Genomic DNA, 21,196 nt, shown 5'->3' with positions numbered 1-21,196 from the left:
CATCGGCGGTGAGGCAACAATATTGGTTACGCAGTTCGGCGGCGCAGGCTCGCGATACGATCGTGCAGAACGGTGCGAAGCTCTTGGATCTCTCCGTAAGCGGCTTCGGCTTTCTCGAAGGCCGCCAATCCATCCTTCCGGATCTCTTGGGTCAGCGCTTCGATGCGCTTGACCGCCATCAGGAAGCTGGGTGTCTTAGTCGTCTGGTTCTCGGTCATGATGTAATTCCTCGTTGAGGTGTCAGTGAAAGGCGACGCTGATCGGTACGACCCGGACGAAGACCGTTCCGTCGTGGAAATGAAGGAACAGGTTGCTGTCTGATCGCAGCTGATCGTACTGAGTGATGACGCGGTTGGTCTCGGCGACGGTCACCAGCGCCAACCCCGGCTCCTGCGGTGGCGCACCATCGCCATCGCCGAGCTGTGGGAGTTGGGCAGGATCGGAAGCTGCTTGAGGTACGGCCGCAGTGGTGGTTGCTTTGGCAAGGTGACCCAGCAGACTCTGCTCGACGGCTCTGTCCAGTTGCCGCAGGTGTCGGTCGGCGCGATCGACGAGATCCTGAACGGCGGCCTCGAAGGCATGGGTAGCCTGCGCCAGGGCGATCCGGGCGGCCGCTTCCAGATCGTCAGTGACCGCAGCATCGAAGGCGGCGAGCGCACGTTCGGCCCGGGCGCCGGTGCCCTCAACAAGACGGCGGACCAGCACCGCGGCGGCTGTCGGCGTGGGCTCCGAGCGGGCCGCGATCGCATCCAGAGCGGTGGGCGGCGTACCGGCATGGCCGAGCCCAACGATGAGATTCGGAACCGCGGTGGCCAGGGCAGCGTTTGCGGTCACGAAAGCATTCAAGGCCCGGAAGCCCTCGACTGGTCCCCCTCCCCTGCAGACCAGGGTGGCCGACAGGCCGTGATCGCGATGCAGTTCGCTGACCCGCTCGAACGCGTCAGCCAAGGACCGCTCCGCACTGGGGCCTTCGAAGTTCGCCCAGATCCGGTGCATGCGGATGAGACCGCTCTCCTCGAGCGGACGCAGGACGTGCTCGACGTCACGGCGAGCATCGCCGCACTCGGCTGCAATCAGTGCGATGTGGTGGAGATCCTCCGGTTCGACCCAGGTCTCAGGACCGAACCGGCGTCCTTCCAGCCGGAGACGCTGTAGCGTTCGCTCCCGATCCAATTCGCCGTCGATCGGTACCTCACCGATCGAGAGCAGGGCGAGGACCCGGGCCTGCACCCCGGCCCCGCGACCGAAGCGCTGGCGCATGCCGGTCTGCAGCCGCAGTTCGATCCTCCGGTTGACCAGGGTCGCCGGATCGAAGCTTTCACCGGTCAGGCTTCGATGGGCCTCGCTTTCAGCAGCATCGAGCCGAACCTTCAGCCGCGGCGGATCGGCACTGCCGCTGGGGTCGGCCTCCCCGAGCAAAAGCAGGTAATCGCTGGGACCGACGGGTTCGACGGTGAGGACGCAGGCCCGCACCGTGTGTTCGCCGCGCAGGCGCTGACGCAGCCAAGCGATGAGGTCTCGTAGGTCGCGCACCTCATCGGCGGGCTTGCCCTCATTCTCGTCGTTCGCTCGGCCGAGGGGACGACCCACATCGCCCGAGAGCGGGCGACGCAGGGGCGCCCGTTCGGACGGGTTGAAGAAGCGGTGGTGTCTCATCTGTCATTCGTTTCCCGGGAAGGAGAGATGATCCGGCGGCCCTCATGCGGGCGGCCGGATCGCGGCGGTCGCGTCAGTCGAACAGCGGCCCGTGGAACGCGGGCGTCATCCGTCGAGCGGAAGCCGGCTCGATCATCTCGGCGATCGCCGCGAGCCGCGGCGTGTTCGCCACGCGCACCTCTTCCCGGAGGATGCCGGTCAGGAAGGTGAGGATCTCGTCCGGGCAATCGAAACAGCGGTGGGCCATGGTGTCGAGCAGGGTCGGAGCGCCCGCCTTGCGCAGGACGATCGGGACCGGGAGAACGGCGATCCGGCGCAGCAGTCCCTCGTCCGATAGGGCGCGGAACGCGAAGCCGGTACCGGGCGCGATGATCACGAGGTCGAGCGTGCCCCACTCAAACTGATCCCAGGCGCAGCCGATCGCCTCCTCGAGTGCGGCGACCGATCCGGCTTCCTCGAAGGCGACCGGGTGCCGGATCAGCTCGATGATCCCGTGCTCCCACCACCGCTCGAGTGTCTCCCTGAGTGCGCTGGGCGAACCTCCGTCTTCCGGCTCGATCAGAAAGACCCGCCGGAGGCGGCTCGGGGCCGGCAGATTGTGCTGACGATCCCAGATCCGATCGGCCTCGAGCCCATCCCGGATCGCGGCATCCTGCTCGGCCCAGTCCAACAGGAAGGTCTCTCGCACGAAGCCTGCGACCTGTGCCGAGAGGTCACCCCGTGGTTCGGCCGTCACGGTCAGCTTCAGCTGGTGTTCGCCGAAGATAGTGCTCGGATCGAGCAAGATGCCCGTCGCGGTCTGAACCTCTCGGATGAAGTCACCCGTCATGAAGGCTGTGAGCCGTCCGGGGCGGCTTGGATCGACGGCCCGGAGTTCGAGGAGAAGGCCGTCCTGGTGCCTGCGAGGGCGCTCAACCGTGGCGCGCACCCAGAAGCTCGGCTCGTGGGCGCGGCCGGGCTCGTTCGCGCCAACGAGCGCGTTGAGATCTGTCATTTGTCGTGTCCGTCATGAGGGGAAGGGGCGAAGGCACCTCACCGACTGCTTCCCGCCGGCGCTGTTCGAGCGCCGCGTTTCACCCCGTCCTTCCTGGGGTTTGTGGGCGAAGGGCCTTCGCCTGATTCACCTTGATTGGACTGTCTTCCCCTCCGCTCCCGCAGCCACAGAGGCTCGGGAGCACTTCGATTTTTTCCCTCTCGTGCTGTGTGATGGTTGCCGGACATCGATCGACCACAAGCAGGTCGGCGCGTGCTAGGTTACCCGAGCGCTTGATTAATTGAGTGGTCGCTCACTTTTGAATGCGCCGCGGCCCAGCATGCGATAAACAAATGAGCGATCGCTCATAAATAGATGAGCTGCCGATGGCCCGCGGACGCCCCTGGAGCTTCGATCGGAAGCAGGCTCTGCATCAAGCGATGATGCTGTTCTGGGAACGCGGTTACAGCGCCACTCCGCTCAGGGCGTTGCAGACCGCCATGGGCATCACCCATCCCCAGAGCTTCAGCTCGGCGTTCGGATCGAAGCTGAAGCTGTTTGAAGCCGCGCTCCGCTCGTACTGGGTGAGCCATCTCGAAGCGGTGTTGGAGCCTCTCGCCGCAGACGAACCCATTGAGGCGTTCCAGACCCTGTTTGCGGAAGCCGCCGAGCTCTACACGCGCTGGTCCCCGGCATGCGGCTGTCTGATCCTGACCAGCTCGGTGAATCTGAGGACGGAAGATGATGAGGTCGGCTCGCTGATCGCGGAGTATCGGCAGCGGATTGAGCGCGCGATCGAGGAACGCCTGTCCCGCGCGGTGAAGGACGAGCATCTCCCACCGGGGCAGAAGGCCGCTTTGGCCGAGCTCTGCTTCACCATCCTCTACGGCATGGCCCTGCGAGCCCAGTCTGGCGCCGGGTGCGATGATCTCCTGGGCGGGACGGAGGTGGCGATCAGGCCGTTCGTGGATACGATCTGATGGATGAGCGTCCGCTCATTTCTCTGAGAGTTTCAGGGCACGTCGGTTCCGGATGGCGGATGCCGACTTGCTCCACCTACATCTCGTTGCCGTTCCCGCTGCCGCGCCTAACCCCGCGCTTCTCGCTCGCCTTTGCCTTGCCAGAGGCTCGAACCAGCGGAGGCAGCGTGACCGCCGGGGCGGCCACCGGGATCGACTTCGGTTTGTTGGCCTCCTCACGTTTCCGCGCGGCACGCTCCAACTCCAGCCACATCTCCGGAGAAGCGCGGTCGAATGCCCAGCAGCTGTCCTGTGCGTCGCCGCGGAAGGCATGGCCTGCCGCACGACGGCCGTATCCGGTCCAGGCATGACGGCCGATCCTCGGCACCATCGGAGCGCAGGCGGTGATCAGGGTGGCGACCGCCTCCTCGCCGTGCCCAGTACCGCGCAGACGGCGGGCGATCAGGGCGTCGATCCGGGAGGGATCGGGCCAGCGCCCCTGCCAGCGTGCGAGAAGGTCTGCCCGGTGCGCCCAGTAGACCGGCGCGTCGGCGTGCTGCTCCTCGCCGTCCGAGCTTGGACCGCGATCGAGTTGTGAGGCCGGCCCAAGACCGTAACGTCGGGCGAAGTTGCCGATCCAGAGCGCGAGCCGCTGGCCGAGCCTCTGGCACATCGCCCCGGTCGCGGTGAGAATCTGCGCATAGACACGGCGAGCGCTCCCGTCCGCGTTCCGAACAGCGGTATCCGGGTGATCGGGATCGTCGATCCGCAGGCCGTAGGGGCTGCGGGCGACCCCGAGGCTGAAGCGGAGATCCTCGCTCGCCTCGGCCAGGGCAGCCTGTTCGTAGGGCCTACCCTCGTTCGGCGTCGTCAGCACGACTTCGTGGCTCCCGTCGCTCTTGTCGAGGACGAGGGCTGGCGCAAAACCGGAAGCTACCAAGGCATCGACTTGCGCTTTAGCGAGGCCGGAGAGCATCAGGTGGTGCCGGTCTGTGGAGATCGGGCTGAGATGGACTTTTGCCCCGGGCCCGCCCGCTCGCTCCATCGCTTTCCAGCCCAACGCGATCTCGGCCATCGGGCACGGCGTCAGTTGCCTCAACAGATCGGGATCTTGGGCGAAAACCTCGTCGCCTTTTCCACGAGCCCGCGGCGAGCGCCGCTCGGTCACGACTCGGTAGAGGTCGGCCTGAAGAGCCGCATGGTACAGCTCGAGAGGTCCGGTCACGCTCGCGCCGTGGCTCGGCTGGCGGATCGGTGCCAAGCGAGGCAATGGCTGACCTGCTCTCATCGCGAGACTGCGCGCGCTCGGGGCGGCGCGAGGAGCCGGCCCGACGACGGCCGCCTTCAGCAGCGGGGCGAAGTTGAGCATCGGATAGGCGTCGTCGTACGCGCTCCGCGCAGAACTCGCCGCCATTTCCTGTCGCCTCGCGAGGCCGAAGAGGGCCGGGTCGGTACCGGGAGCCGGTCGCAGTGAATGCAAGACTGCATCGGCGCTCTGGTTGTCAGGGCTGGGCTGATGACCGACACCCTTCGATCTCGGCTCGAATGCGCCCAGGCGCTTCTCCAGGCGGGTTCGGCTGGCCGCCCGGCACGTCGAGGCCTTCACCCTGATCCCGTCCACGACGATGACCGCGCCCGATCCTTTCGCCTCGTAGATGATCTGGTGCTCATCGAGGGCCGCGTGCAAGGCGGCCCACGACGATGCCTTCGTCGCGATCGGACCGACGACCTCGATCACGCGTCGCGCGGCGCTTTCCTCACCGCGGTAGATCTCGGCCCGCGCGGCGCCGGCAGGCAACGCATCGCCCGGCCCGATCCTTCTGGCGAGCACCAATTTCGTCCCCTGCGCGCGATGGGCGAGACGCATGCGAATCTCGGCTAAACGCCGGGCGGCGAGGGCCGCGACCGGGTCGGCCGGGGTCGTCGCTCGGTCATCCCGCGCCGCTGCCATCGCCTCGGAGAGTTCGGGCCGAGATCCCTGTTGCAAGGAAGAGATCTGCGGCCGGGCAGCGGGCTCGGACGCTGCTGCCCGACGCAGTCTCACGGCTGCCAGCGTGCGGGCTATTTGCGAGTGAGAGTTGCCCGCGTGAGAACGAGGTGGATCTCGCCGACCTGCTGGCGCAGCACCGTGAGGTCGCCCGCCTGTCTCTGTTGTTCGGCCGACATGGCCTGCAACAGCTCCATGATCTGCTTGAGGCGGCTCGAGGCGCGGTCCTGACCATCGATGATCGTCCCGATCGGATCGGCCTCGTCGCTCCCCTCCCGGATGATCCTCAAGAGCTCGATCGTGTTGGTGTGGGCCCCTTGCGCCTGGTAGGCTGCGATGCGGCTGTAGTCCGGGGGCGGGTCGCCCTGCGGTCCTGTACCGGTCGACATGTTGCTCTCCTATGCTGCGGTCTTCGAAGACCTCGTGGTGCGCGCCGGGCTCGCGTTGCCAGCCCTGGACGTGCTCGATCTGGGCGACGGCGCGCCCGATGGCTCGGTGAAAGAAGGCGACCCGCGTCGGCTTGTCCGCGTCGGGCGCGACACGCGAGATCAGCGCGTGGACGTGGGCGTTGCCGGACGCGCCGAGATGCTGCGTCCAGAGCACCTGATGGCCGCGCAGGCCGGTCTCCTCCAGCAGGATCGCCAGGCCTTGTTCGATCTGGCGGACCGTCGGCTGCTCGCCCGCCCGCCACGACAGCACGAGGTGCTCGATCGGGCTGCGGGCGGTGGGGGCACCCATCGCGGTGGCGGCCATCTCGGCGACCTGGTCCGAGCGGACGTCGGTGATCAGATTGAGCTGACCGCGAGCCACGACGTCGCCGCGATCCTGGGCGTTGACGTCGCGGTCGATATAGGCGGCGAGCTGGGTCACCTGCCGAACCACCGACGCGCCGTCGCGGCGCTTGGGCATGCGCTTGCCGATCATGACGGCACGGCCAGATGCGCGATGGCGGAGCGAATGTCCTTGAGCACGAGGCGACCGGTCTCGGCCAAGTGCAGCGTGCGGATGGCGATCTTGGCGAGCCCTCCGAGCCGCCGCAGCTCGCGGATCAGTTCAGCATCGACGCGCGCCGTGATGTGAAGCCCGAGGAGCCGTCGTCGCGTGAGCTCGGCGAGCGTGATGCCGGCCGCCGCAGCTTCGGCCTGCAGGCGCTCGTACTCCTCCGGCGTGAGCCGGATGTTGACCTGCTTCGTCAGGATGCGCGTCTCGGTTCCGCGTTGGCCGGGCACGTCAGAAGTCCTCTCGGGCTGTGTTCGGGGAGGTTCTGGGATGGGGGTTCGGGGGCTCGCCCCGACAGGTGAGCGGCTGTGAGAAGCGTCAGCGCCGAACGGCTGCGTCTCCTCGCTAGCTGCGCCCGGCTTGGCCGGCGGCGCGGATAGCGAGGGGCATCCTGCCCGCTGTGTTCCCCGCTGTGTTCTCCTCGGGACCGTCCTTCCGGGAGTACACTTCCTTCTGTGTCGCTAAGGCCGATGTTTGGCTCACTGGTGCGACAGTGCGGTCCAAGTCGGCTGGCGGTGGTTTCCTCCATGAGCCGAACGGAACAACAGACGCTCCGTGTTCTACGTAGATGATCATCGGCCACACCCTCATGAGCCGAGATGGCTCGACCGAGCTATCGACAGCCGATAAGCTCAAGCTTGAGGGTAAAGCTTGACCAAGCGCCTCTGTCAAATATTGGCGATTCGTATAGCGATTCACGGCCCCGGACTTACGGGTAATTACAGGGACAAGACTGCATGCGAATCGCCAGGATTTGCATTTTCCGGCGACAAGCGTGACCATAAGCGAGCTAAGCTTGAGCAATCCCGCTCGACCTAAGGCTTGGCTCACGCAAGGCAAAGACCGATGGCCAAACCCAAACGCAGACTGAAGCCCATGTTGGCGAACGAGCCGGCCGACAACCGCAACGCACTCACTGAGTTGCAAGCCGAGGAACCGGAGGCACAACCGACCAAGGTCACTGTGGCGACCGAAATCGCGGCCTACGCCGCCGACATCCGCGCCTGCCTCAAGGCGGGACATTCGTTCGCGACGATTGCTGCGCGACTGAAGTTCGGAGGCGAACAACTCGACGGAACACAACTCCGTCGCTACCTCGCACGCTGTGACAAACGCTCTGCACGAAGAGGCCGAGTCAAGAAGGCAGATACGAGCGGAGGTGCTTCGTCCTCCGGGAGTTCGTCACCGCCTGCGTCGAGCAGCGCCACCCAGGGTACGACACCACCCCCTGCATCGCCTCAGCCGCAGCAACGGCAAGCGCCGACGACACCGCCATCCCAAACGGCGGCCTTCATCGCGAACAGCCCTGTTGAAGCTTCCGCTGGGACGTCGAGCACGAGCCCGTGGACATTGCCGCCCAGGCCCACGCGGCCTCAGCCCCCCTCCGCAGGCCCTACGCCATCACCTGCGTCCGTGACTCAACCAGATCGCCCCAGTATGGCAAGCCAGGATGCGACCAAGCCGCATAGCATCGCACCTTCCGGACCCGCTGGATCACAACGTCCCACGCCGGCGCCGCAGGCGCGAACTATCGAGCCGGCACCGGCAACACCGATGGTCGCCACAACGTCCACGTCACGGGACGTTGACAGCCCAGAATCTGTTCGCAAGGCGGAGCAGGAACTTGAATCTGCTCAGAACGCCAGACATGCGCTCGGGAGAGGGATGGACATGGTGATGGCAAGAGGGCGGCCCAGGGAGGGTACGACATCAGAACCAGCTCCTGTGCCTCAGCCGGTCAACAAGAACGGCGAACTGTTCTGACCAAGCGTCGCCCCAAAGGTTTGCCCGTAGGGAGAATTTCAGCGGGCAAACCAGCCGTCTATATTTTTTCTCGGCTTGTCGCTGCGAGGTTGGTTTCTCTGGCTTCCGGCTTGTGATCCATACGAGCGCAATCAAAGGCTACATCGTGGCGATAGAGTGCCGTCCTTTCGAGGTACCCAATCTGTAAAAGAACCTGCACGTCTCGCCGCCGTCAAGAACATTTCTATCCCGAATGCAACGCTTCCCTGTCCCAGGACAACCTCCTAGCCGCATCGCCTCTCTGAAACGAAAAACTCGAGACACCGAACCCAGCTTCCATACAATCCACCCTTCCGTCGTGAAGACCGGACAAGGGAGAGACGAATGATGAACCGACGTGATGTCGTCGCGGATATGGTCGCCCTGATGGCGACCACGGTCACGGCGCAGGCCGACCGATTGCCCCTCGGCAACTTGCCCGGCACCCGCTATCCCGATCCGCGGGTCGAGGCTTTGGACAGGCGTTTTTGCTACAAGGTTGGCAACACCGCTATCGAGCGCATCGCCACAGGGTTCCGCTGGGCAAAAGGTCCAGTCTACTTCCGGGACGGCGGCTATCTGCTATGGAGCGACGTCCCGAACAACCGGATCATGCGCTGGCTCGAGAACGGCCACGTCAGCGTCTATCGAGCGAACTCGAATTACTCAAACGGCAATACCCGCGACCGACAGGGTCGGCTGATCACCTGCGAGCACGATACCCGCCGGGTGACCCGCACTGAGCCGATGGCAAGATCACCGTTCTAACTGACACATTCGCCGGCAAGGCGCTCAACGCCCCCAACGACGTGGTGGTGGCCGCCGACGACACGATCTGGTTCACCGATCCGGGCTACGGCATCGACGGGAACTACGAGGGTCACAAGGCCACGGCGGAGTTACCGGCCCAGGTCTACCGCCTCGACCCCTCCACGGGACAGGCCAAGGCCGTGGCGGCGGGCATTGACAGGCGGAACGGCCTCGCTTTCTCGCCCAACGAAAAGACGCTCTACGTCGTCGATTACGGTATCACCCATGGCGGCCGGTCCAACATCCGTGCCTTCACGATCGAAGGCGACCGGCTCACCGGCGACCGGGTCTTCACGGAAGGCTTCACCGATGGAATCCGCATCGACGTGGATGGCAATGTCTGGTGCTCGATGGGATGGGCCGACGCGAGCGAGGATGGCGTGCGCTGCTACGCGCCCTCAGGCGACTTGATCGGCAAGATCCACTTGCCCGAGACCTGCGCCAACCTTTGCTTCGGCGGACCCAAGCGGACCCGGCTATTCATAGCAGCCAGCACCTCGATCTACGCGGTCTATGTCGAAACGCAGGGGGCGATGGTGCCGTAGGGAACATGGGTATCCTTACAGCAGCGACACCCGTGAATTGCCTCTTTTTAAGGTGGGAGCTGATGTGGCTCATGACCCAAAGCGGGCCCTCGGAGCGTCCGGTTCCGGCCTGCCTCATCGAGTAATATGGCTCTGTGAGTTTTGCTTGTCCTTGCGAATGGCCCAATCGAGCGGGATGAGGGCGCTCCCTGACTCCCGCGTCCACCGCTCCCGCGTGGCCTCCACGGAACGCGGGACATCCACAAAATAGGCGTGCTCAAACAGGGTCACTTGCAGCTCCTTGCGGCGCGGCGTCTCCGCGAAGAGGAATTCGATGCGCCGACGCATGGCCTGAACGTCTTCGACTGTGTATCGGCGCGAACCATGACCCCAGCAAAAATCTCGCTAACAAGCTGCTAGAACATGAAAACACGCATTTTGGGTTGGGTCACAATTCACCGAGGCCGTGCCCCACCAAAATGAGTAAAGTGGGCTTTTGGGAGACGCATCACTCCACGCCGATCCACATGGAGAACGATCGATTGCGAATCAGGACGAACCAAACATCCCGCCACTGGGCCGAGGTCGACATAGCCGCGGAGGACGAGACGGGCGGCATAGGCGCAGACGAAACCGCCCGCCACCTCTCACAAGCAGTACGCTCGGCCAACCTCGTCGTCCTCTCTGGGCTCGGCACGTCACTTTGCGTCAAGCGCGGGGACGACAGGCTTGCGCCGACGATGTGGCAGTTGCTTCAGAGAGTGAAAGAGGCGTTCGCACGACTCGACGCTATTGAGCCCATGCACGATCGTCGGTCCCGTTGGTCCACTTTCACGGCCGCATCCAACGTGGCCGAGGAGGAGGAGAATCTCGAGCACGTCCTGTCCCGCGCGAAGCTGGCTACGGAACTAGCTACCGAGCCAGTGCGCCTCCTCCAGGAAAGACTGCTTGCGGTTGCGGAGGAAGTCATCCGCGAAACGGTGGACTTCCTCGCTCCGGATGTCTCCCTGCACACGCATGCTAACTTCCTGCGCCGAATTGCAAGGCGGCCAGCGCGCAAGGCGCGCGTCCGGATATACACGACCAACTACGACCGGTGTTTTGAAGCTGCCGCCGGCCGCGAAGGATTTATCGTGGTGGACGGTTTCGCCTTCGGGTCCGAGCCGCAGTTCAATCCCGACCAGTTTAACTATGACGTGGTTCGGCGCGACACGGAGGAGAGAACCGACTACGTCGAAAACCTCTTCCATTTGCTGAAGCTCCACGGATCGATCGACTGGGAGCTAGATGAGGGATCAGGCAAGGTCATCAAGCGTGAGGGCACGCGTAAGCCGCTGCTCGTCTATCCGCGTTCGACCAAGTACGAGATGGCGTTCAGCCAACCCTACGTGGATATGATGGCCGCCTTCCAGGCCTCCTTGCGCACACCCGCGACGACTCTTGTCGTCATCGGGTTCGGATTCAATGACAAGCACATCGCCGAACCGATCATGGCGGCAGTGCGCTCCAACTTATCGTTCAACCTCGTCGTGGTCGACCCGACCCTCGAGGTCAGATGCCGTGCCGACGGAGGTGCTAACCCATACCTCCAGAGCTTCGCTAGGCTGGTCGACGACGGAGACGGACGCATCGCGCTGGTCGAGGGGACCTTCGAGGATATCGTGCCTCTTATCCCCGACGTCGTTTCCCAGACCGAGATCGAACGCCACTACGAACGTATGCGGAACATCGCGCCGAATGCCCAAGATCGCCGTTAGTCCCTTTGACCGGGCCCGCTATCTCGGCACTGTCACAGCGGTGACGCCGCTGGACGTCCGGCTAAACCTACCGTTCGGTACAGAAATCGCATCGGCCCGTTACGCCGGACACGTTATTGACCGCGGCCAGGTCGGCGAGTTTGTGGTCATTGAGGGCCAAACCTCGGCGGTGCTTGGCCGGATGGTGGAAATCCGACTGCCCGACCGTGACCGGCTGAGCGTCGAGCCGGAACGTGAGAACCGCGCCGACGTGGCCAACCCCATCGGCGTCGTGCGTCTTTTAGGGTCGGTCGATCTCGTCTCCGGGCATTCGTCCCGCGGCATCCCAAGCGCGCCACGGGTCGGGGAATACGTCTACCTCGCGCATCCCGATTTCCTCCGACACGCGATCGACAGCGCGGCGGACAAGAAGGGAGCCACCGTTCGGATCGGGCACCTCACGGGCTCGCAGGACAGCGAGATTGCAATGTCGGCGACGACGGTGTTCGGACGTCACTGTGCCATCCTTGGGTCAACGGGCGGCGGCAAGAGTTGGACAACGGCTCACCTCGTCGAGGAGGTTGCGCGCCTGGACGGGAAGGTTCTGCTAATCGACCCGACCGGCGAGTACCACACACTTGAGCAGGCAACCCATGTGCATCTCGGAGGGCGGCGCGACGGGGAAGACGACGCGCGATGCTTTGTCTCGTTTCCGCACCGGCACCTCAACGAGATGGACCTCTTCGCGCTTCTGCAACCTAGTCAGGGCGTCCAGGCACCTAAGCTTCGGGAAGCGTTGATAAGCTTGAAGTTGATAGCGATCCTGCCTGATCTAGCTGATGAGGATGGGCACCTCATTAAGAACGGCCGGGAGAAGAAGCCTATCAATAGAGCTATTAGGGAACATGACGCGCTGTTGAGGAAGGCGGGCGCGAACTATGACATCAAAAAGCTATCACTTCAGATCCACCACGAGTGCGTTTTCCCCAACGGTACTAACGTCATGCGTTGGGGAAGCGCGCACGACAATTCCGTCAGCAGTTGTATCTCGCTCTGCATACGCGTCGATGGAGCTGTGAACTCCGAACACCTGAAGCCTGTATTCTCCCCTGAAGACTACATGGCCGACGTAACGGAGGTAATCGACAATTTTCTTGTAGGGACGGAAAAAATCCTGCGCGTGTCAATGCGGTACATGCCCTTTGAACAATCGGCACGCGAACTCGTGGTCAACGCACTCGGTCGTCACCTTCTTGCAAAGGCGCGGGACGGAAACTTTAAGGACAGCCCGCTCGTTGTGGTCCTCGACGAGGCTCACCAATTCTTGAATAAATCCGTTGGCGACGAGGTCAACCGGGTCCACCTCGACGCCTTCGGCCTTATAGCGAAGGAAGGTCGAAAGTACGGCCTGACCACAGTGATGGCGACGCAGAGGCCGCGCGACATCCCTGAAGACGTCTTGAGCCAGGTCGGGCTACTGATCGTGCATCGGCTTATCAACGAGCGCGATCAAGGAGTTGTCGTTAGCGCCAGCGGCGCGATCGATGCATCGATGGCAACGTTTCTTCCAACCCTACGAGAGGGAGAAGCTCTAATCATCGGTTCCGGGGCGGTAATGCCATTGCCTGTGCAAGTCATACCTCCGAAGCGCCGGCCAGACCTCTCTGACGGCGGCGGTGGAAACTGGATGCGGCCTGGGGCGCCGGCCGAAGACTAGGCTCCAACACGCGTAGCCCTCATTTGCGTAGTGTCCGCTTCGGAGATGTTGGGCAAGACTACGAAACGGTAGAGAGGGGCGCGAAGCCGAACGTCTAATTACGGGCAGCGAGCTGATGTCAGCTCTTGGCGCACAGCGGCAGCAAAGGCTGACTGAGTTGGGTGGTTCCCTGTCTGTCCGGTTGCGGATTGCAGACACGTTCAAGCGGACATCCCCGTCTGGTTCCGTCGCGATCTTTGCGGCCCTCGGCCAGGTTCTGTAAACCGCCAAACATGCAGATGCGGCGAGCCATGGTAGACGACGGTGCGATGATCGCGCGTCTTCACACGGAAAGCTGGAGGAGCGCCTACAAACCATTCCTCAATCCCAATTTCCTTTCCGGACCAATCGAGGAGGATCGGCTCAGGGCATGGACCTCTCGGTTGATGCGTAGGCCCGCCAACGAGACAGTTATCGTCGCTGAAATCGAGAACGAGCCCATCGGCTTCGTATGTGCAGTCGGTGGCGAGGATGATCGGTGGGGAACGCTGATCGACAATCTTCACGTTCTGCCATCGGCGAAGGGACAGGGAGTGGGGGCGGCATTGCTAGGTGCGGCTGCCGAATGGTCGGCGGCCATCTATCCCTCCGCAGGGATCTATCTGTGGTGCTTCGAGCAGAATGCACCCGCCTGCCGCTTCTACGAGCAAAGGGGTGGCGTCGCCGTTGAACAGATCATCGACGAAGCACCCGGCGGAGGTTTGCTACCCGCGTTGCGCTTCCATTGGCCCGATCCGGCTTCGGCATTCGATGCTCGAAAGGTCGGCTTACGAGACTGAACCAAATTTGTTGGGGGCGACGAACGGCTGCTTTGGAGAAGCGCGGGCAGCAGTCTTGGCGGCTGGGTTGGGTCGGAAGCGGGTCGTCCGCTTCCGGGCAGACTGGCAGCTTGCGCTCTCGGCGAATGGCAGGTCCACCGCCGTTCGCCCAAGTTGTGGAGTGCTCTAGAACGAGCGTTGACCTGGGTCCACTCCGATGGTCCATTCCCCCGGTCCGATGCCGCGCGAAATGGGTGATCGAGGGCCTAACCCCTTGATGTCGTACCCCATCGGTTTTGGCTGAGAATCCTGGCGCCCCAGCCAACTTCCCGCTCAGTCACTCAGCCTGTACGACTTTCGACCAGGTTGCCTGCGGGGTGAGCCGGTTTCTACATTCCGCTGCGACACCGACGTGACCGGCTGGCTTTGGCCCGGGCTGATCGAGAGGATCAGCCCGGACTGAAGGGGCTGGACATGACGCGGGGTCTGAAGACGGGCGCGGGGCAGGTGGTGCTGAAGCTCCGCCAGACTGAGGTGCAGACGGCGCAGGGCAAGAGTTTGGCGTTTGCCGCTTCGCCTTCGTGCCGGGCCAGACCCATGACGGCCGAAGCCTGCCCATCCCGACGCTGAGTGTGGAGCACAGCCGGCTTGTCTGGCGCTGAAGGTGGCGCGACGCATCGACGGCGTGGGCGTGATCGAGGCGTTGGCGCAAGCGATGTGCCTGCATGGCATCCCCGACAACATCCGCTGCGACGACGCTCCGGGATCGCCGTGGGAGAACGGGTACTGCGAGAGCCTCAACGGCAAGACTCAGGACGAGTGACGACGGCAAGCGCGCTTCCGCCCGCTGAAAGTGGCGCAGATCGCGACTGGTCTCAGGCAACCGACTGACGGCCGGCTGTGACAGCGATCACGCTGCCACGGCCGCTTCCAGCAATGGCCCGGAACGAACAGCCGGCGGGCGGTGCGTTCATGAATAGCGACACGAGCGATCCCTACTTCGATCCGGGACCCCGCTATTCGCAGGCGCATTCGCTCGGCGACATCGGCGGCCAGCCGATGCTCACGGAGCCCTACGACGAGACTCCGCCTGCTCTCTTGTCGACACCGCGTGCGAGCGACAGCTCGAACGCACGTGGCGTCACGCCCATCCCTGACCGTGGTCTTGCCGGCGATGCGGATGGGTGCCGCCCCCGCTCACACCCCCTTGAGCAGCCACCGCAGCGGCAGGGCGATGGCGGTGAGGCTCGCCACGCTCATCGCCCAGATCAGCACGAACCAGCCGAGCCTGCGCATCAGTGGTACCCCGCCTCCGCCGTGACCTTGCCGCGGAACAGCCAGTACACGTAGGCCGTGTAGATCAGGACCAGCGGAACCAGCACCGCCGCCCCGTAGAGCAGGAAGGCCTGCGACTTCGGGTGCGTCGCCGCCTGCCAGATCGTGACGCTCGGCGGCACGATGTACGGCCACATGCTGATGCCGAGCCCGATATAGGACAGCAGGAAGAATCCCAGCGCGCAGAGGAAGGGCGTGACCTCCTCCCGTCGCTCCAGGGCATGGGCGAAGCGCCACGCCAGCAGCCCGACCAGGATCGGCACCGGCGCGCCGACGAACAGGCCGGGCAGGCCGAGCCAGCGGTCGCGGAAGGGCGCGCTGATCGCCAGCATCGTCGCCGAGACCACGGCGATGAGAACGAGCGTCGCCACCGCCAGGGGCTTGGCGAGGTTGTAGGCGCGGATCTGCAACTCGCCGGTGGTCTTCCCAATCAGCCAGCACGCCCCGAGCAGGCCGTAGCCCACGACGAGGGCGATCCCGGTCAGCACCGAGAACGGCGTCAGCCAGTCCCACCAGCCGCCCGCATAGGCGCGGCCGTCGATCCTGATGCCCTGGACGAAGGCCCCCAGCGCGATGCCCTGGCAGAAGGCGGCGACGTAGCTGCCCCAGGAGAAGGCCCGGTCCCACCAGAGCTGCCCGCGCGGCGTCGCCATGCGGAAGCGCATCTCGAAGGCCACGCCCCGGAACACCAGGGCGAGCAGCATCAGGATCAGCGGCATGTACAACGCCGGCAGGATCGTGGCGTAGGCCAGCGGAAACACCGCGAAGAGCCCGCCGCCGCCCAGCACCAGCCAGGTCTCGTTGCCGTCCCAGACGGGGGCGACGGAGTTCACCATCACGTCCCGCTCGGCCTTGCCGCGCACCGCCGGGAACAGGATGCCGAGGCCGAGGTCGAACCCGTCCATCGCCACGTAGAGGAACACGGCGGTGGCGATGAGGATCGCCCAGATGAGGGTGAGATCGAGGTCCATCGCGGGCTCTCCTCACTCGGCCGGTTGCAGGTGCGCGTCCCCCGCCAGGGCGGGCGCCGGGGTGATGCCCGCCGTGCGCACCGGCTGGCCGACGGGCGGGCCGGATTCGTGCGGGCGCGGGGTCTGGTTGAACAGGTGGAACAGGTACCAGATGCCCGCCCCGAACACCGCGAAGTACACCACCGCGAAGGCCGCCAGCGAGGCCGCCACGGCGGGCGCGGCGATGGGCGAGACGCTGTCGGCCGTGCGCAGCAGGCCGTAGACCGTGAAGGGCTGGCGGCCGGATTCCGTCACCACCCAGCCCGCCGTCACGGCGATCAGGCCGGACGGCCCCATCGCCACGGCGCAGCGGTGCAGCCAGGGCGTCTCGAACAGGCGGCCCTTGTACCGCAGGACGAGGGACCACAGGCCGAGGCCGATCATCAGCATTCCGAGCCCGACCATCACCCGGAAGGCCCAGAACACCAGCGGCAGGTTGGTCGGCCACGTGTCGCGCGGCAGGTCCTTCAGGCCGGTGACCTTCGCGTTCAGATCGTGCGCGAGATAGAGGCTCGCGAGGCCCGGAATGCCGATCTCGTATTGCGTCTCGGCGGCCTGCGCGTCCGGCCAGCCGAACAGGATCGAGGGCGCGCGGGTGACGCTGTCGAAGTGGCCCTCCATCGCCGCCACCTTGGCGGGCTGGTGGTGGTAGGTGTTGCCGCCGTGGAGATCGCCGAGCACCAGTTGCACCGGGGCGACGATCGCCGCCATCCACATGGCCATGGAGAACATCAGCCGGGCGCGGGGGTTGGTCCGGTCGCGGAGCAGGTGCCACGCGCCGACCGCGCCGACGATCATCGCCGTCGTCAGGTAGGCCGCCGTCACGGTGTGGGCGAAACGGTAGGGGAAGGACGGGTTGACGATCACCGCCGTCCAGCTCTCCGGCACGAACCGGCCGTCTGCATCGAGCGAGTAGCCGGCCGGCGTCTGCATCCACGAATTGGCGGACAGGATCCAGAAGGCCGAGAGCAGCGTGCCGCCCGCGACGAGGCAGGTCGCCAGGAAGTGCAGGCGGGGCCCCACCCGCTCCATGCCGAACAGCATGACCCCGAGGAAGCCCGCCTCCAAAAAGAAGGCGGTGAGCACCTCGTAGCCGAGCAGCGGCCCGAGCACCGGGGCGGTCTTGTCCGAGAAGACCGACCAGTTGGTGCCGAACTGGTAGCTCATCACCAGCCCCGACACGACGCCCATGGCGAAGGCCACGGCGAAGACCTTCAGCCAGTAGCGGTAGGTGTCGAGGTAGACCGGCCTGTCGGTGGCGAGCCAGAACGCCTCCAGCACCGCGAGATAGCTCGCCAGCCCGATGGTGAAGGCCGGAAACAGGAAGTGCCAGACGACGGTGAAGGCGAACTGGCTGCGGGCGAGATCGAGGGCGCTCGGGAGATGGTTGGCCAGCATTGGATCAAGTCCCTCACGGGGATGGCCCGCGGGACGGCCCTGGCGGCCGACACGCGACGCATGAGCCTACCTCGCGCCGACGACTTCGCCTGTCAATTCGGACTTTTGGTTGAAATTTGATCCACATCAAGGAAGGCATGACGATGGCGTTCCTGGCACTGCGCCATCCGAGAATTCGCTGCGGGGTTTCGAATACGATTTAGATCTTTGGTGGAGGCAGGGCGTTGCCTCGACGACCCGCCACGGGGCATAGCCCTTCAGGAACCCGGCCTCCGGCAGCTTGCACGCCCGGTCAGGCCATCCGGTTCGGTCGGGTCGGAGACACGCCATGAACGCCTATGTCCCACCGCTCGCAGGCGGCGCGTTGATCGGCGCCTCGGCCGCCTTGCTGCTGCTGGCCAACGGGCGCATCGCCGGAATCAGCGGCATCCTCGGCGGCCTGCTCGGCCCCTCCGTGCGGGATGGGGCGTGGCGGGCCGCCTTCGTCATCGGGTTGCTGGCGGGCCCGGCCCTGTTTCGCCTCGGCGCGGGCCATTGGCCGGAGGTCCGGGTCGGCGCGTCCTGGCCGGTGCTCGTCGTCGCCGGGCTCCTCGTCGGCTACGGGACGCGCCTCGGCTCGGGCTGCACCAGCGGCCACGGCGTCTGCGGCCTCGCGCGGCTCTCGCCCCGCTCCCTCGCGGCGGTGGCGACCTTCATGGCGGCGGCCATCGTCACGGTCTTCCTCGTCCGTCACGGAGTGGCCCGATGACCGCGCCCCGTCTCCTCGCGGCGCTGGCCAGCGGCCTGCTGTTCGGCGCAGGGCTCGCCCTGTCGGGCATGATGGACCCGGAGAAGGTGCTGGGCTTCCTCGACCTCGTGGGCGCCTGGGACCCGAGCCTCGCCTTCGTGCTCGGTGGCGCCGTCGGCGTCTCGGCGCTGGGCTACGCCCTGAAGGCCCGGATGGACCGCCCTGCCCTCGCCGACCGCTTCGCGGTGCCGACGAACCGGAGCGTCGATGCCCGCCTCATCGGCGGCGCGGCCCTGTTCGGCATCGGCTGGGGCCTCGCTGGGTTCTGCCCCGGCCCGGCGCTTGCCGGCCTCACCCTCGGCTTGCCGCAGGTCGCCCTGTTCGTGGCGGCGATGCTCGCCGGGATGGGGCTCTTTCAGCTCACCACAGGCCGGCCGGCGGGACGCTGACACGGGAAGCGCCCACCCCGCGCGATGGGGGGGCGCCTGCGCGCCTCCCAGGGCGGACTCCGGGCGGTCAGAGGCGGGTGGTCAGGGCGGTGAGCCAATCCGGCGAAGCGTTGACGAGGGCGGTCTCGGCGGCCTTGTCGAGGCCGGTGGCGATCATCAGGCCGGTGGCCACGAGGATCAGGCCCAGTGCCGCCTTCAGCCCCTTGCCGAGCCCCATCATCCGGTCGCGCCAGCGCATCAGCACCTCGCGGGACAGCGTTCCGAGCAGGAGCAGCGGCAGGGCCGCGCCGAGGCCGAACAGCAGCATCGTCAGCGCCACCGTGCCGAGGTCGCGCCCCTGCGAGGCCAGCAGCGAGGCCGCGCCGAGCGTCGGCCCGACGCAAGGGCTCCACACCGCCCCGAGCAGGAGCCCGACGCCGAACTGGCCGGCGAGCCCGGCCGTGGAGAAGCCGCCGAAGCGGCGCTCGGTCCAGTCGCTCACCGGCCCCGCCGCCGCCGCGAGGCGGGTCTGCGCGACGGGCACCATCAGCACGAGGCCGACGAGCATCAGCAGGATCGCCGCCGCCACCCGGAACACCCCCGCATCGAGGCCGATGGCGAAGCCGATCGTCGCCACAAACAGGCCGATGGCGACGAAGGACAGGGCGAGCCCCCCCGCCAGCGCCGCCGGGCCGAGCCGGTGCTCGGAGGCCGCCGCCCCCAGCACCAGCGGCAGCAGGGGCAGGACGCAGGGCGACAGCACCGAAAGGAGGCCGGCGAGGAAGGCGAGGCCGAGGGTGGCGACCATGGCGGGCGCTCAGATCGCCTTGTCGAGGAGGGCGGAGAGCGCCTCCGGCTTGGTCTCGCCGGTCGAGCGGCCGGTCTCCGTCTCGCCGCGATAGGTGATCAGCGTGCTCTGCATCGTGGCGCGGAACTGCTTCACCACGTCCTTGCGGCTGTCGAAATCGACATCGAACACCTGCAGATCCTTGAACTTCGGATCGGCCTCCAGCTTGGCGAGGATCGGCTTCTGCGCGGCGCAGGTGGTGCACCACGGCGCGGTGATGTGGACGAGGATCGGCTTGCCGGCCTTCTGCGCGGCGGCGAAGGCGGCCGGATCGTAGGGCTGCTCCGCGGCCGAGGCGGCGGTGCCGAACACCATCGGCGCGGCGGCGAGAAGCCCGAGGAGGAAGCGGCGGCTGGTCATGGGATGAAATCCTCGCGGTCAGGAGAGGGTGGGCGATCCGTCCTTCGCCGGAAACCCGCCTTCGGTTTCACGGCGGGAGCCGTGGCCGATGGGGTTGAGCCGTCCCCGTCGATGAATCCCGGGTCGTCGTTGCGAGCGGAGCTGCGTGAGCCAACCCGATCGTCCACGGCTCGGTCAATGGGCGGCCTGTGTGATGGCGCGGTCGATGTTGACGCGCGCCGCCCAATCCCGCGCCCGGTCCTCGCCCTTCAGGCCGATGAGCCGCGTGCCGCTGACGTCGACGTTCTTGAAGTCCGCACCCGCCACCGTGGCCCCGGTGAGGTTCGCGCCCGAGAGGTCCGAGCCCATCAGCACCACGTCGGTGAGGTCGGCGTCCGTCAGGTTGGCGAATTCCAGGCGCGAGCGCCCGAGATCGGCCCCCTTCAGGTTCGCGCCGGACAGGTTCACCGAGGTGAAGACGGCGCGCATCAGGCCCATGGACTGGTTCCTGATGTCGGCACCGCCCCTCAGGTCCACGAGCGTCGCGCCGCGCATGTTGGCGCCCTTGAAGTCGCCGATCGGCATGGAGCGGCTGAGGTCGGCACCGCTGAAATTCGCATCCCGCGCGGTGATGCCGAACATCGCCGCGTCGGCGAGCTTTGCGCCCGACAGGTCGGCCTTGAGGAACCATGCCTGCTGCAGGTTCGCGCCGGTGAGATCCGCGCCGCGAAGGTTCGCCGTGTTGAGCCGGGCCGTGCGCAGGTTGGCGCCGCGCAGGTCGAGGCCCGAGAGGTCGAGGCCGGAGAGCGACTTGTCGTGCAGGTCGATCGGCTTGCCGTGCGCCGCCGCGATCATCGCCTCGATGTCGGCGCGGCTCATCTCGGCCTGAGTCATGGCGGGGGAGGTCATGTCCGCTCCGAGCAGCAGATCCTGCTCGGCGGCGGCGGGTCCGACGAGGATTGCGGCGAGCAGGACGCTCAGGGCGAGGCGGTGCATCGTGTCACTCCCTGGAGGTCCGGGCGGAAGCGGCCTCCGTATCGTTTTCGTATGGGTGCGATGCTATGCCGGGCCGCCGCAGCCCGTCGGTGACCGAGGTCACACAAGTCGGGCGCGGTGGGAGAAAAACGCCACGCGAGCCGGGTTTTTCAACCCGCCTTCGTGCCCGGAGGATG

The 21,196-nt window shown here is 65.8% G+C and carries 19 protein-coding genes and 3 pseudogenes; 8 read left to right on the top strand and 14 right to left on the bottom strand.

Annotated elements, in window-relative coordinates:
* Positions 1-26: 26 nt before the first annotated feature.
* From MFF06_RS21380 to MFF06_RS21370, 3 genes are all read right to left on the bottom strand, one after another.
* The gene (locus MFF06_RS21380) at positions 27-218 is read right to left on the bottom strand and encodes a hypothetical protein (RefSeq protein ID WP_238201008.1); all 192 of its coding nucleotides are present in this window, start codon (positions 216-218) and stop codon (positions 27-29) included.
* A 22-nt stretch (positions 219-240) separates the two neighbouring features.
* On the bottom strand, positions 241-1,656 hold the full coding sequence (locus MFF06_RS21375; RefSeq protein ID WP_238207941.1) for an exodeoxyribonuclease VII large subunit: 1,416 nt from the start codon (positions 1,654-1,656) through the stop codon (positions 241-243).
* Positions 1,657-1,729: 73 nt separating this feature from the next.
* Positions 1,730-2,650, bottom strand: coding sequence for a hypothetical protein (locus tag MFF06_RS21370; RefSeq protein WP_238207939.1), 921 nt, complete (start codon positions 2,648-2,650; stop codon positions 1,730-1,732).
* 365 nt (positions 2,651-3,015) lie between these two features.
* Between MFF06_RS21370 and MFF06_RS21365 the strand changes: the two genes are divergently transcribed.
* Positions 3,016-3,609, top strand: coding sequence for a TetR/AcrR family transcriptional regulator (locus MFF06_RS21365; RefSeq protein WP_238207937.1), 594 nt, complete (start codon positions 3,016-3,018; stop codon positions 3,607-3,609).
* A 76-nt stretch (positions 3,610-3,685) separates the two neighbouring features.
* Here MFF06_RS21365 and MFF06_RS21360 read toward each other — a convergent pair whose 3' ends face one another.
* The 4 genes and pseudogenes from MFF06_RS21360 to MFF06_RS22845 form a co-directional block, all read right to left on the bottom strand.
* Positions 3,686-5,455 carry a DNA-primase RepB domain-containing protein gene (locus tag MFF06_RS21360; protein WP_238207935.1) on the bottom strand — a complete coding sequence of 590 codons (1,770 nt, stop codon included), beginning with the start codon at positions 5,453-5,455 and terminating at the stop codon, positions 3,686-3,688.
* A 194-nt stretch (positions 5,456-5,649) separates the two neighbouring features.
* Positions 5,650-5,964, bottom strand: a complete 315-nt coding sequence (locus MFF06_RS21355) for a hypothetical protein (RefSeq protein WP_238207933.1) — start codon at positions 5,962-5,964, stop codon at positions 5,650-5,652.
* 118 nt (positions 5,965-6,082) lie between these two features.
* Positions 6,083-6,484 (bottom strand): annotated as a pseudogene (locus MFF06_RS22850) (relaxase/mobilization nuclease domain-containing protein); the annotation flags it as partial.
* Between the two features lie 11 nt (positions 6,485-6,495).
* Entirely contained in the window at positions 6,496-6,804 is a 309-nt protein-coding gene (locus tag MFF06_RS22845; RefSeq protein ID WP_370876729.1) for a plasmid mobilization protein, read from the bottom strand.
* Between the two features lie 1,939 nt (positions 6,805-8,743).
* Between MFF06_RS22845 and MFF06_RS21345 the strand changes: the two are divergent.
* Positions 8,744-9,711, top strand: a pseudogene (locus MFF06_RS21345) (SMP-30/gluconolactonase/LRE family protein).
* Positions 9,712-9,825: 114 nt separating this feature from the next.
* Here the strand turns inward: MFF06_RS21345 and MFF06_RS21340 are convergent.
* The gene (locus tag MFF06_RS21340; RefSeq protein ID WP_238207929.1) at positions 9,826-10,038 is read right to left on the bottom strand and encodes a hypothetical protein; all 213 of its coding nucleotides are present in this window, start codon (positions 10,036-10,038) and stop codon (positions 9,826-9,828) included.
* 179 nt (positions 10,039-10,217) lie between these two features.
* Between MFF06_RS21340 and MFF06_RS21335 the strand changes: the two genes are divergently transcribed.
* The 4 genes and pseudogenes from MFF06_RS21335 to MFF06_RS21320 all read left to right on the top strand — a co-directional run.
* On the top strand, positions 10,218-11,447 hold the full coding sequence (locus tag MFF06_RS21335; RefSeq protein WP_238207927.1) for an SIR2 family protein: 1,230 nt from the start codon (positions 10,218-10,220) through the stop codon (positions 11,445-11,447).
* Positions 11,428-13,143, top strand: coding sequence for an ATP-binding protein (locus tag MFF06_RS21330; RefSeq protein WP_238207925.1), 1,716 nt, complete (start codon positions 11,428-11,430; stop codon positions 13,141-13,143). Before MFF06_RS21335 ends, MFF06_RS21330 begins: the two co-directional genes overlap by 20 nt.
* A 290-nt stretch (positions 13,144-13,433) precedes the next feature.
* On the top strand, positions 13,434-13,961 hold the full coding sequence (locus MFF06_RS21325; RefSeq protein ID WP_238207923.1) for a GNAT family N-acetyltransferase: 528 nt from the start codon (positions 13,434-13,436) through the stop codon (positions 13,959-13,961).
* Positions 13,962-14,503: 542 nt separating this feature from the next.
* Positions 14,504-14,841, top strand: a pseudogene (locus tag MFF06_RS21320) (integrase core domain-containing protein); the annotation flags it as partial.
* 296 nt (positions 14,842-15,137) lie between these two features.
* Here MFF06_RS21320 and MFF06_RS21315 read toward each other — a convergent pair.
* The 3 genes from MFF06_RS21315 to MFF06_RS21305 are packed head-to-tail and all read right to left on the bottom strand — an operon-like array spanning position 15,138 to position 17,683.
* Positions 15,138-15,236, bottom strand: coding sequence for a DUF2474 family protein (locus tag MFF06_RS21315; protein ID WP_238207922.1), 99 nt, complete (start codon positions 15,234-15,236; stop codon positions 15,138-15,140).
* Positions 15,236-16,246, bottom strand: a complete 1,011-nt coding sequence (gene cydB, locus MFF06_RS21310; protein ID WP_238207920.1) for a cytochrome d ubiquinol oxidase subunit II — start codon at positions 16,244-16,246, stop codon at positions 15,236-15,238. The genes MFF06_RS21315 and cydB overlap by 1 nt, the downstream gene beginning before the upstream one ends.
* 12 nt (positions 16,247-16,258) lie before the next feature.
* Positions 16,259-17,683 carry a cytochrome ubiquinol oxidase subunit I gene (locus MFF06_RS21305; protein ID WP_238207917.1) on the bottom strand — a complete coding sequence of 475 codons (1,425 nt, stop codon included), beginning with the start codon at positions 17,681-17,683 and terminating at the stop codon, positions 16,259-16,261.
* Between the two features lie 328 nt (positions 17,684-18,011).
* Between MFF06_RS21305 and MFF06_RS21300 the strand changes: the two genes are divergently transcribed.
* Both MFF06_RS21300 and MFF06_RS21295 read left to right on the top strand, forming a co-directional pair.
* Positions 18,012-18,431 carry a YeeE/YedE family protein gene (locus MFF06_RS21300; RefSeq protein ID WP_238207915.1) on the top strand — a complete coding sequence of 140 codons (420 nt, stop codon included), beginning with the start codon at positions 18,012-18,014 and terminating at the stop codon, positions 18,429-18,431.
* Entirely contained in the window at positions 18,428-18,859 is a 432-nt protein-coding gene (locus MFF06_RS21295; protein ID WP_238207913.1) for a DUF6691 family protein, read from the top strand. The genes MFF06_RS21300 and MFF06_RS21295 overlap by 4 nt, the downstream gene beginning before the upstream one ends.
* 67 nt (positions 18,860-18,926) lie before the next feature.
* On the opposite strand, the gene MFF06_RS21290 is transcribed toward MFF06_RS21295, so the two are convergent.
* The 3 genes from MFF06_RS21290 to MFF06_RS21280 form a co-directional block, all read right to left on the bottom strand.
* Entirely contained in the window at positions 18,927-19,646 is a 720-nt protein-coding gene (locus MFF06_RS21290; protein WP_238207911.1) for a cytochrome c biogenesis CcdA family protein, read from the bottom strand.
* A 9-nt stretch (positions 19,647-19,655) separates the two neighbouring features.
* On the bottom strand, positions 19,656-20,045 hold the full coding sequence (locus tag MFF06_RS21285) for a thioredoxin family protein (RefSeq protein WP_238207909.1): 390 nt from the start codon (positions 20,043-20,045) through the stop codon (positions 19,656-19,658).
* Between the two features lie 174 nt (positions 20,046-20,219).
* Positions 20,220-21,020, bottom strand: a complete 801-nt coding sequence (locus MFF06_RS21280; protein WP_238207907.1) for a pentapeptide repeat-containing protein — start codon at positions 21,018-21,020, stop codon at positions 20,220-20,222.
* Positions 21,021-21,196: the final 176 nt, after the last annotated feature.

It is taken from the genome of Methylobacterium aerolatum, from assembly GCF_022179085.1.
Lineage (GTDB): Bacteria > Pseudomonadota > Alphaproteobacteria > Rhizobiales > Beijerinckiaceae > Methylobacterium > Methylobacterium aerolatum.
The sequence above is the reverse complement of the archived record's forward strand: the minus strand, read 5'-3'. Positions and strand labels throughout refer to the sequence as shown.

Coding starts and splice junctions, on each gene's coding strand:
- MFF06_RS21280 (WP_238207907.1), bottom strand. CDS start 21,020: ATGCACCGCCTCGCCCTGAGCGTCCTGCTCGCCGCAATCCTCGTCGGA.
- MFF06_RS21295 (WP_238207913.1), top strand. CDS start 18,428: ATGACCGCGCCCCGTCTCCTCGCGGCGCTGGCCAGCGGCCTGCTGTTC.
- MFF06_RS21370 (WP_238207939.1), bottom strand. CDS start 2,650: ATGACAGATCTCAACGCGCTCGTTGGCGCGAACGAGCCCGGCCGCGCC.
- MFF06_RS21300 (WP_238207915.1), top strand. CDS start 18,012: ATGAACGCCTATGTCCCACCGCTCGCAGGCGGCGCGTTGATCGGCGCC.
- MFF06_RS21335 (WP_238207927.1), top strand. CDS start 10,218: ATGGAGAACGATCGATTGCGAATCAGGACGAACCAAACATCCCGCCAC.
- MFF06_RS21340 (WP_238207929.1), bottom strand. CDS start 10,038: ATGCGTCGGCGCATCGAATTCCTCTTCGCGGAGACGCCGCGCCGCAAG.
- cydB (WP_238207920.1), bottom strand. CDS start 16,246: ATGGACCTCGATCTCACCCTCATCTGGGCGATCCTCATCGCCACCGCC.
- MFF06_RS21375 (WP_238207941.1), bottom strand. CDS start 1,656: ATGAGACACCACCGCTTCTTCAACCCGTCCGAACGGGCGCCCCTGCGT.
- MFF06_RS21365 (WP_238207937.1), top strand. CDS start 3,016: ATGGCCCGCGGACGCCCCTGGAGCTTCGATCGGAAGCAGGCTCTGCAT.
- MFF06_RS21290 (WP_238207911.1), bottom strand. CDS start 19,646: ATGGTCGCCACCCTCGGCCTCGCCTTCCTCGCCGGCCTCCTTTCGGTG.
- MFF06_RS21285 (WP_238207909.1), bottom strand. CDS start 20,045: ATGACCAGCCGCCGCTTCCTCCTCGGGCTTCTCGCCGCCGCGCCGATG.
- MFF06_RS21360 (WP_238207935.1), bottom strand. CDS start 5,455: ATGCGTCTCGCCCATCGCGCGCAGGGGACGAAATTGGTGCTCGCCAGA.
- MFF06_RS21315 (WP_238207922.1), bottom strand. CDS start 15,236: ATGCGCAGGCTCGGCTGGTTCGTGCTGATCTGGGCGATGAGCGTGGCG.
- MFF06_RS21325 (WP_238207923.1), top strand. CDS start 13,434: ATGGTAGACGACGGTGCGATGATCGCGCGTCTTCACACGGAAAGCTGG.
- MFF06_RS21355 (WP_238207933.1), bottom strand. CDS start 5,964: ATGTCGACCGGTACAGGACCGCAGGGCGACCCGCCCCCGGACTACAGC.
- MFF06_RS21305 (WP_238207917.1), bottom strand. CDS start 17,683: ATGCTGGCCAACCATCTCCCGAGCGCCCTCGATCTCGCCCGCAGCCAG.
- MFF06_RS21330 (WP_238207925.1), top strand. CDS start 11,428: ATGCCCAAGATCGCCGTTAGTCCCTTTGACCGGGCCCGCTATCTCGGC.
- MFF06_RS21380 (WP_238201008.1), bottom strand. CDS start 218: ATGACCGAGAACCAGACGACTAAGACACCCAGCTTCCTGATGGCGGTC.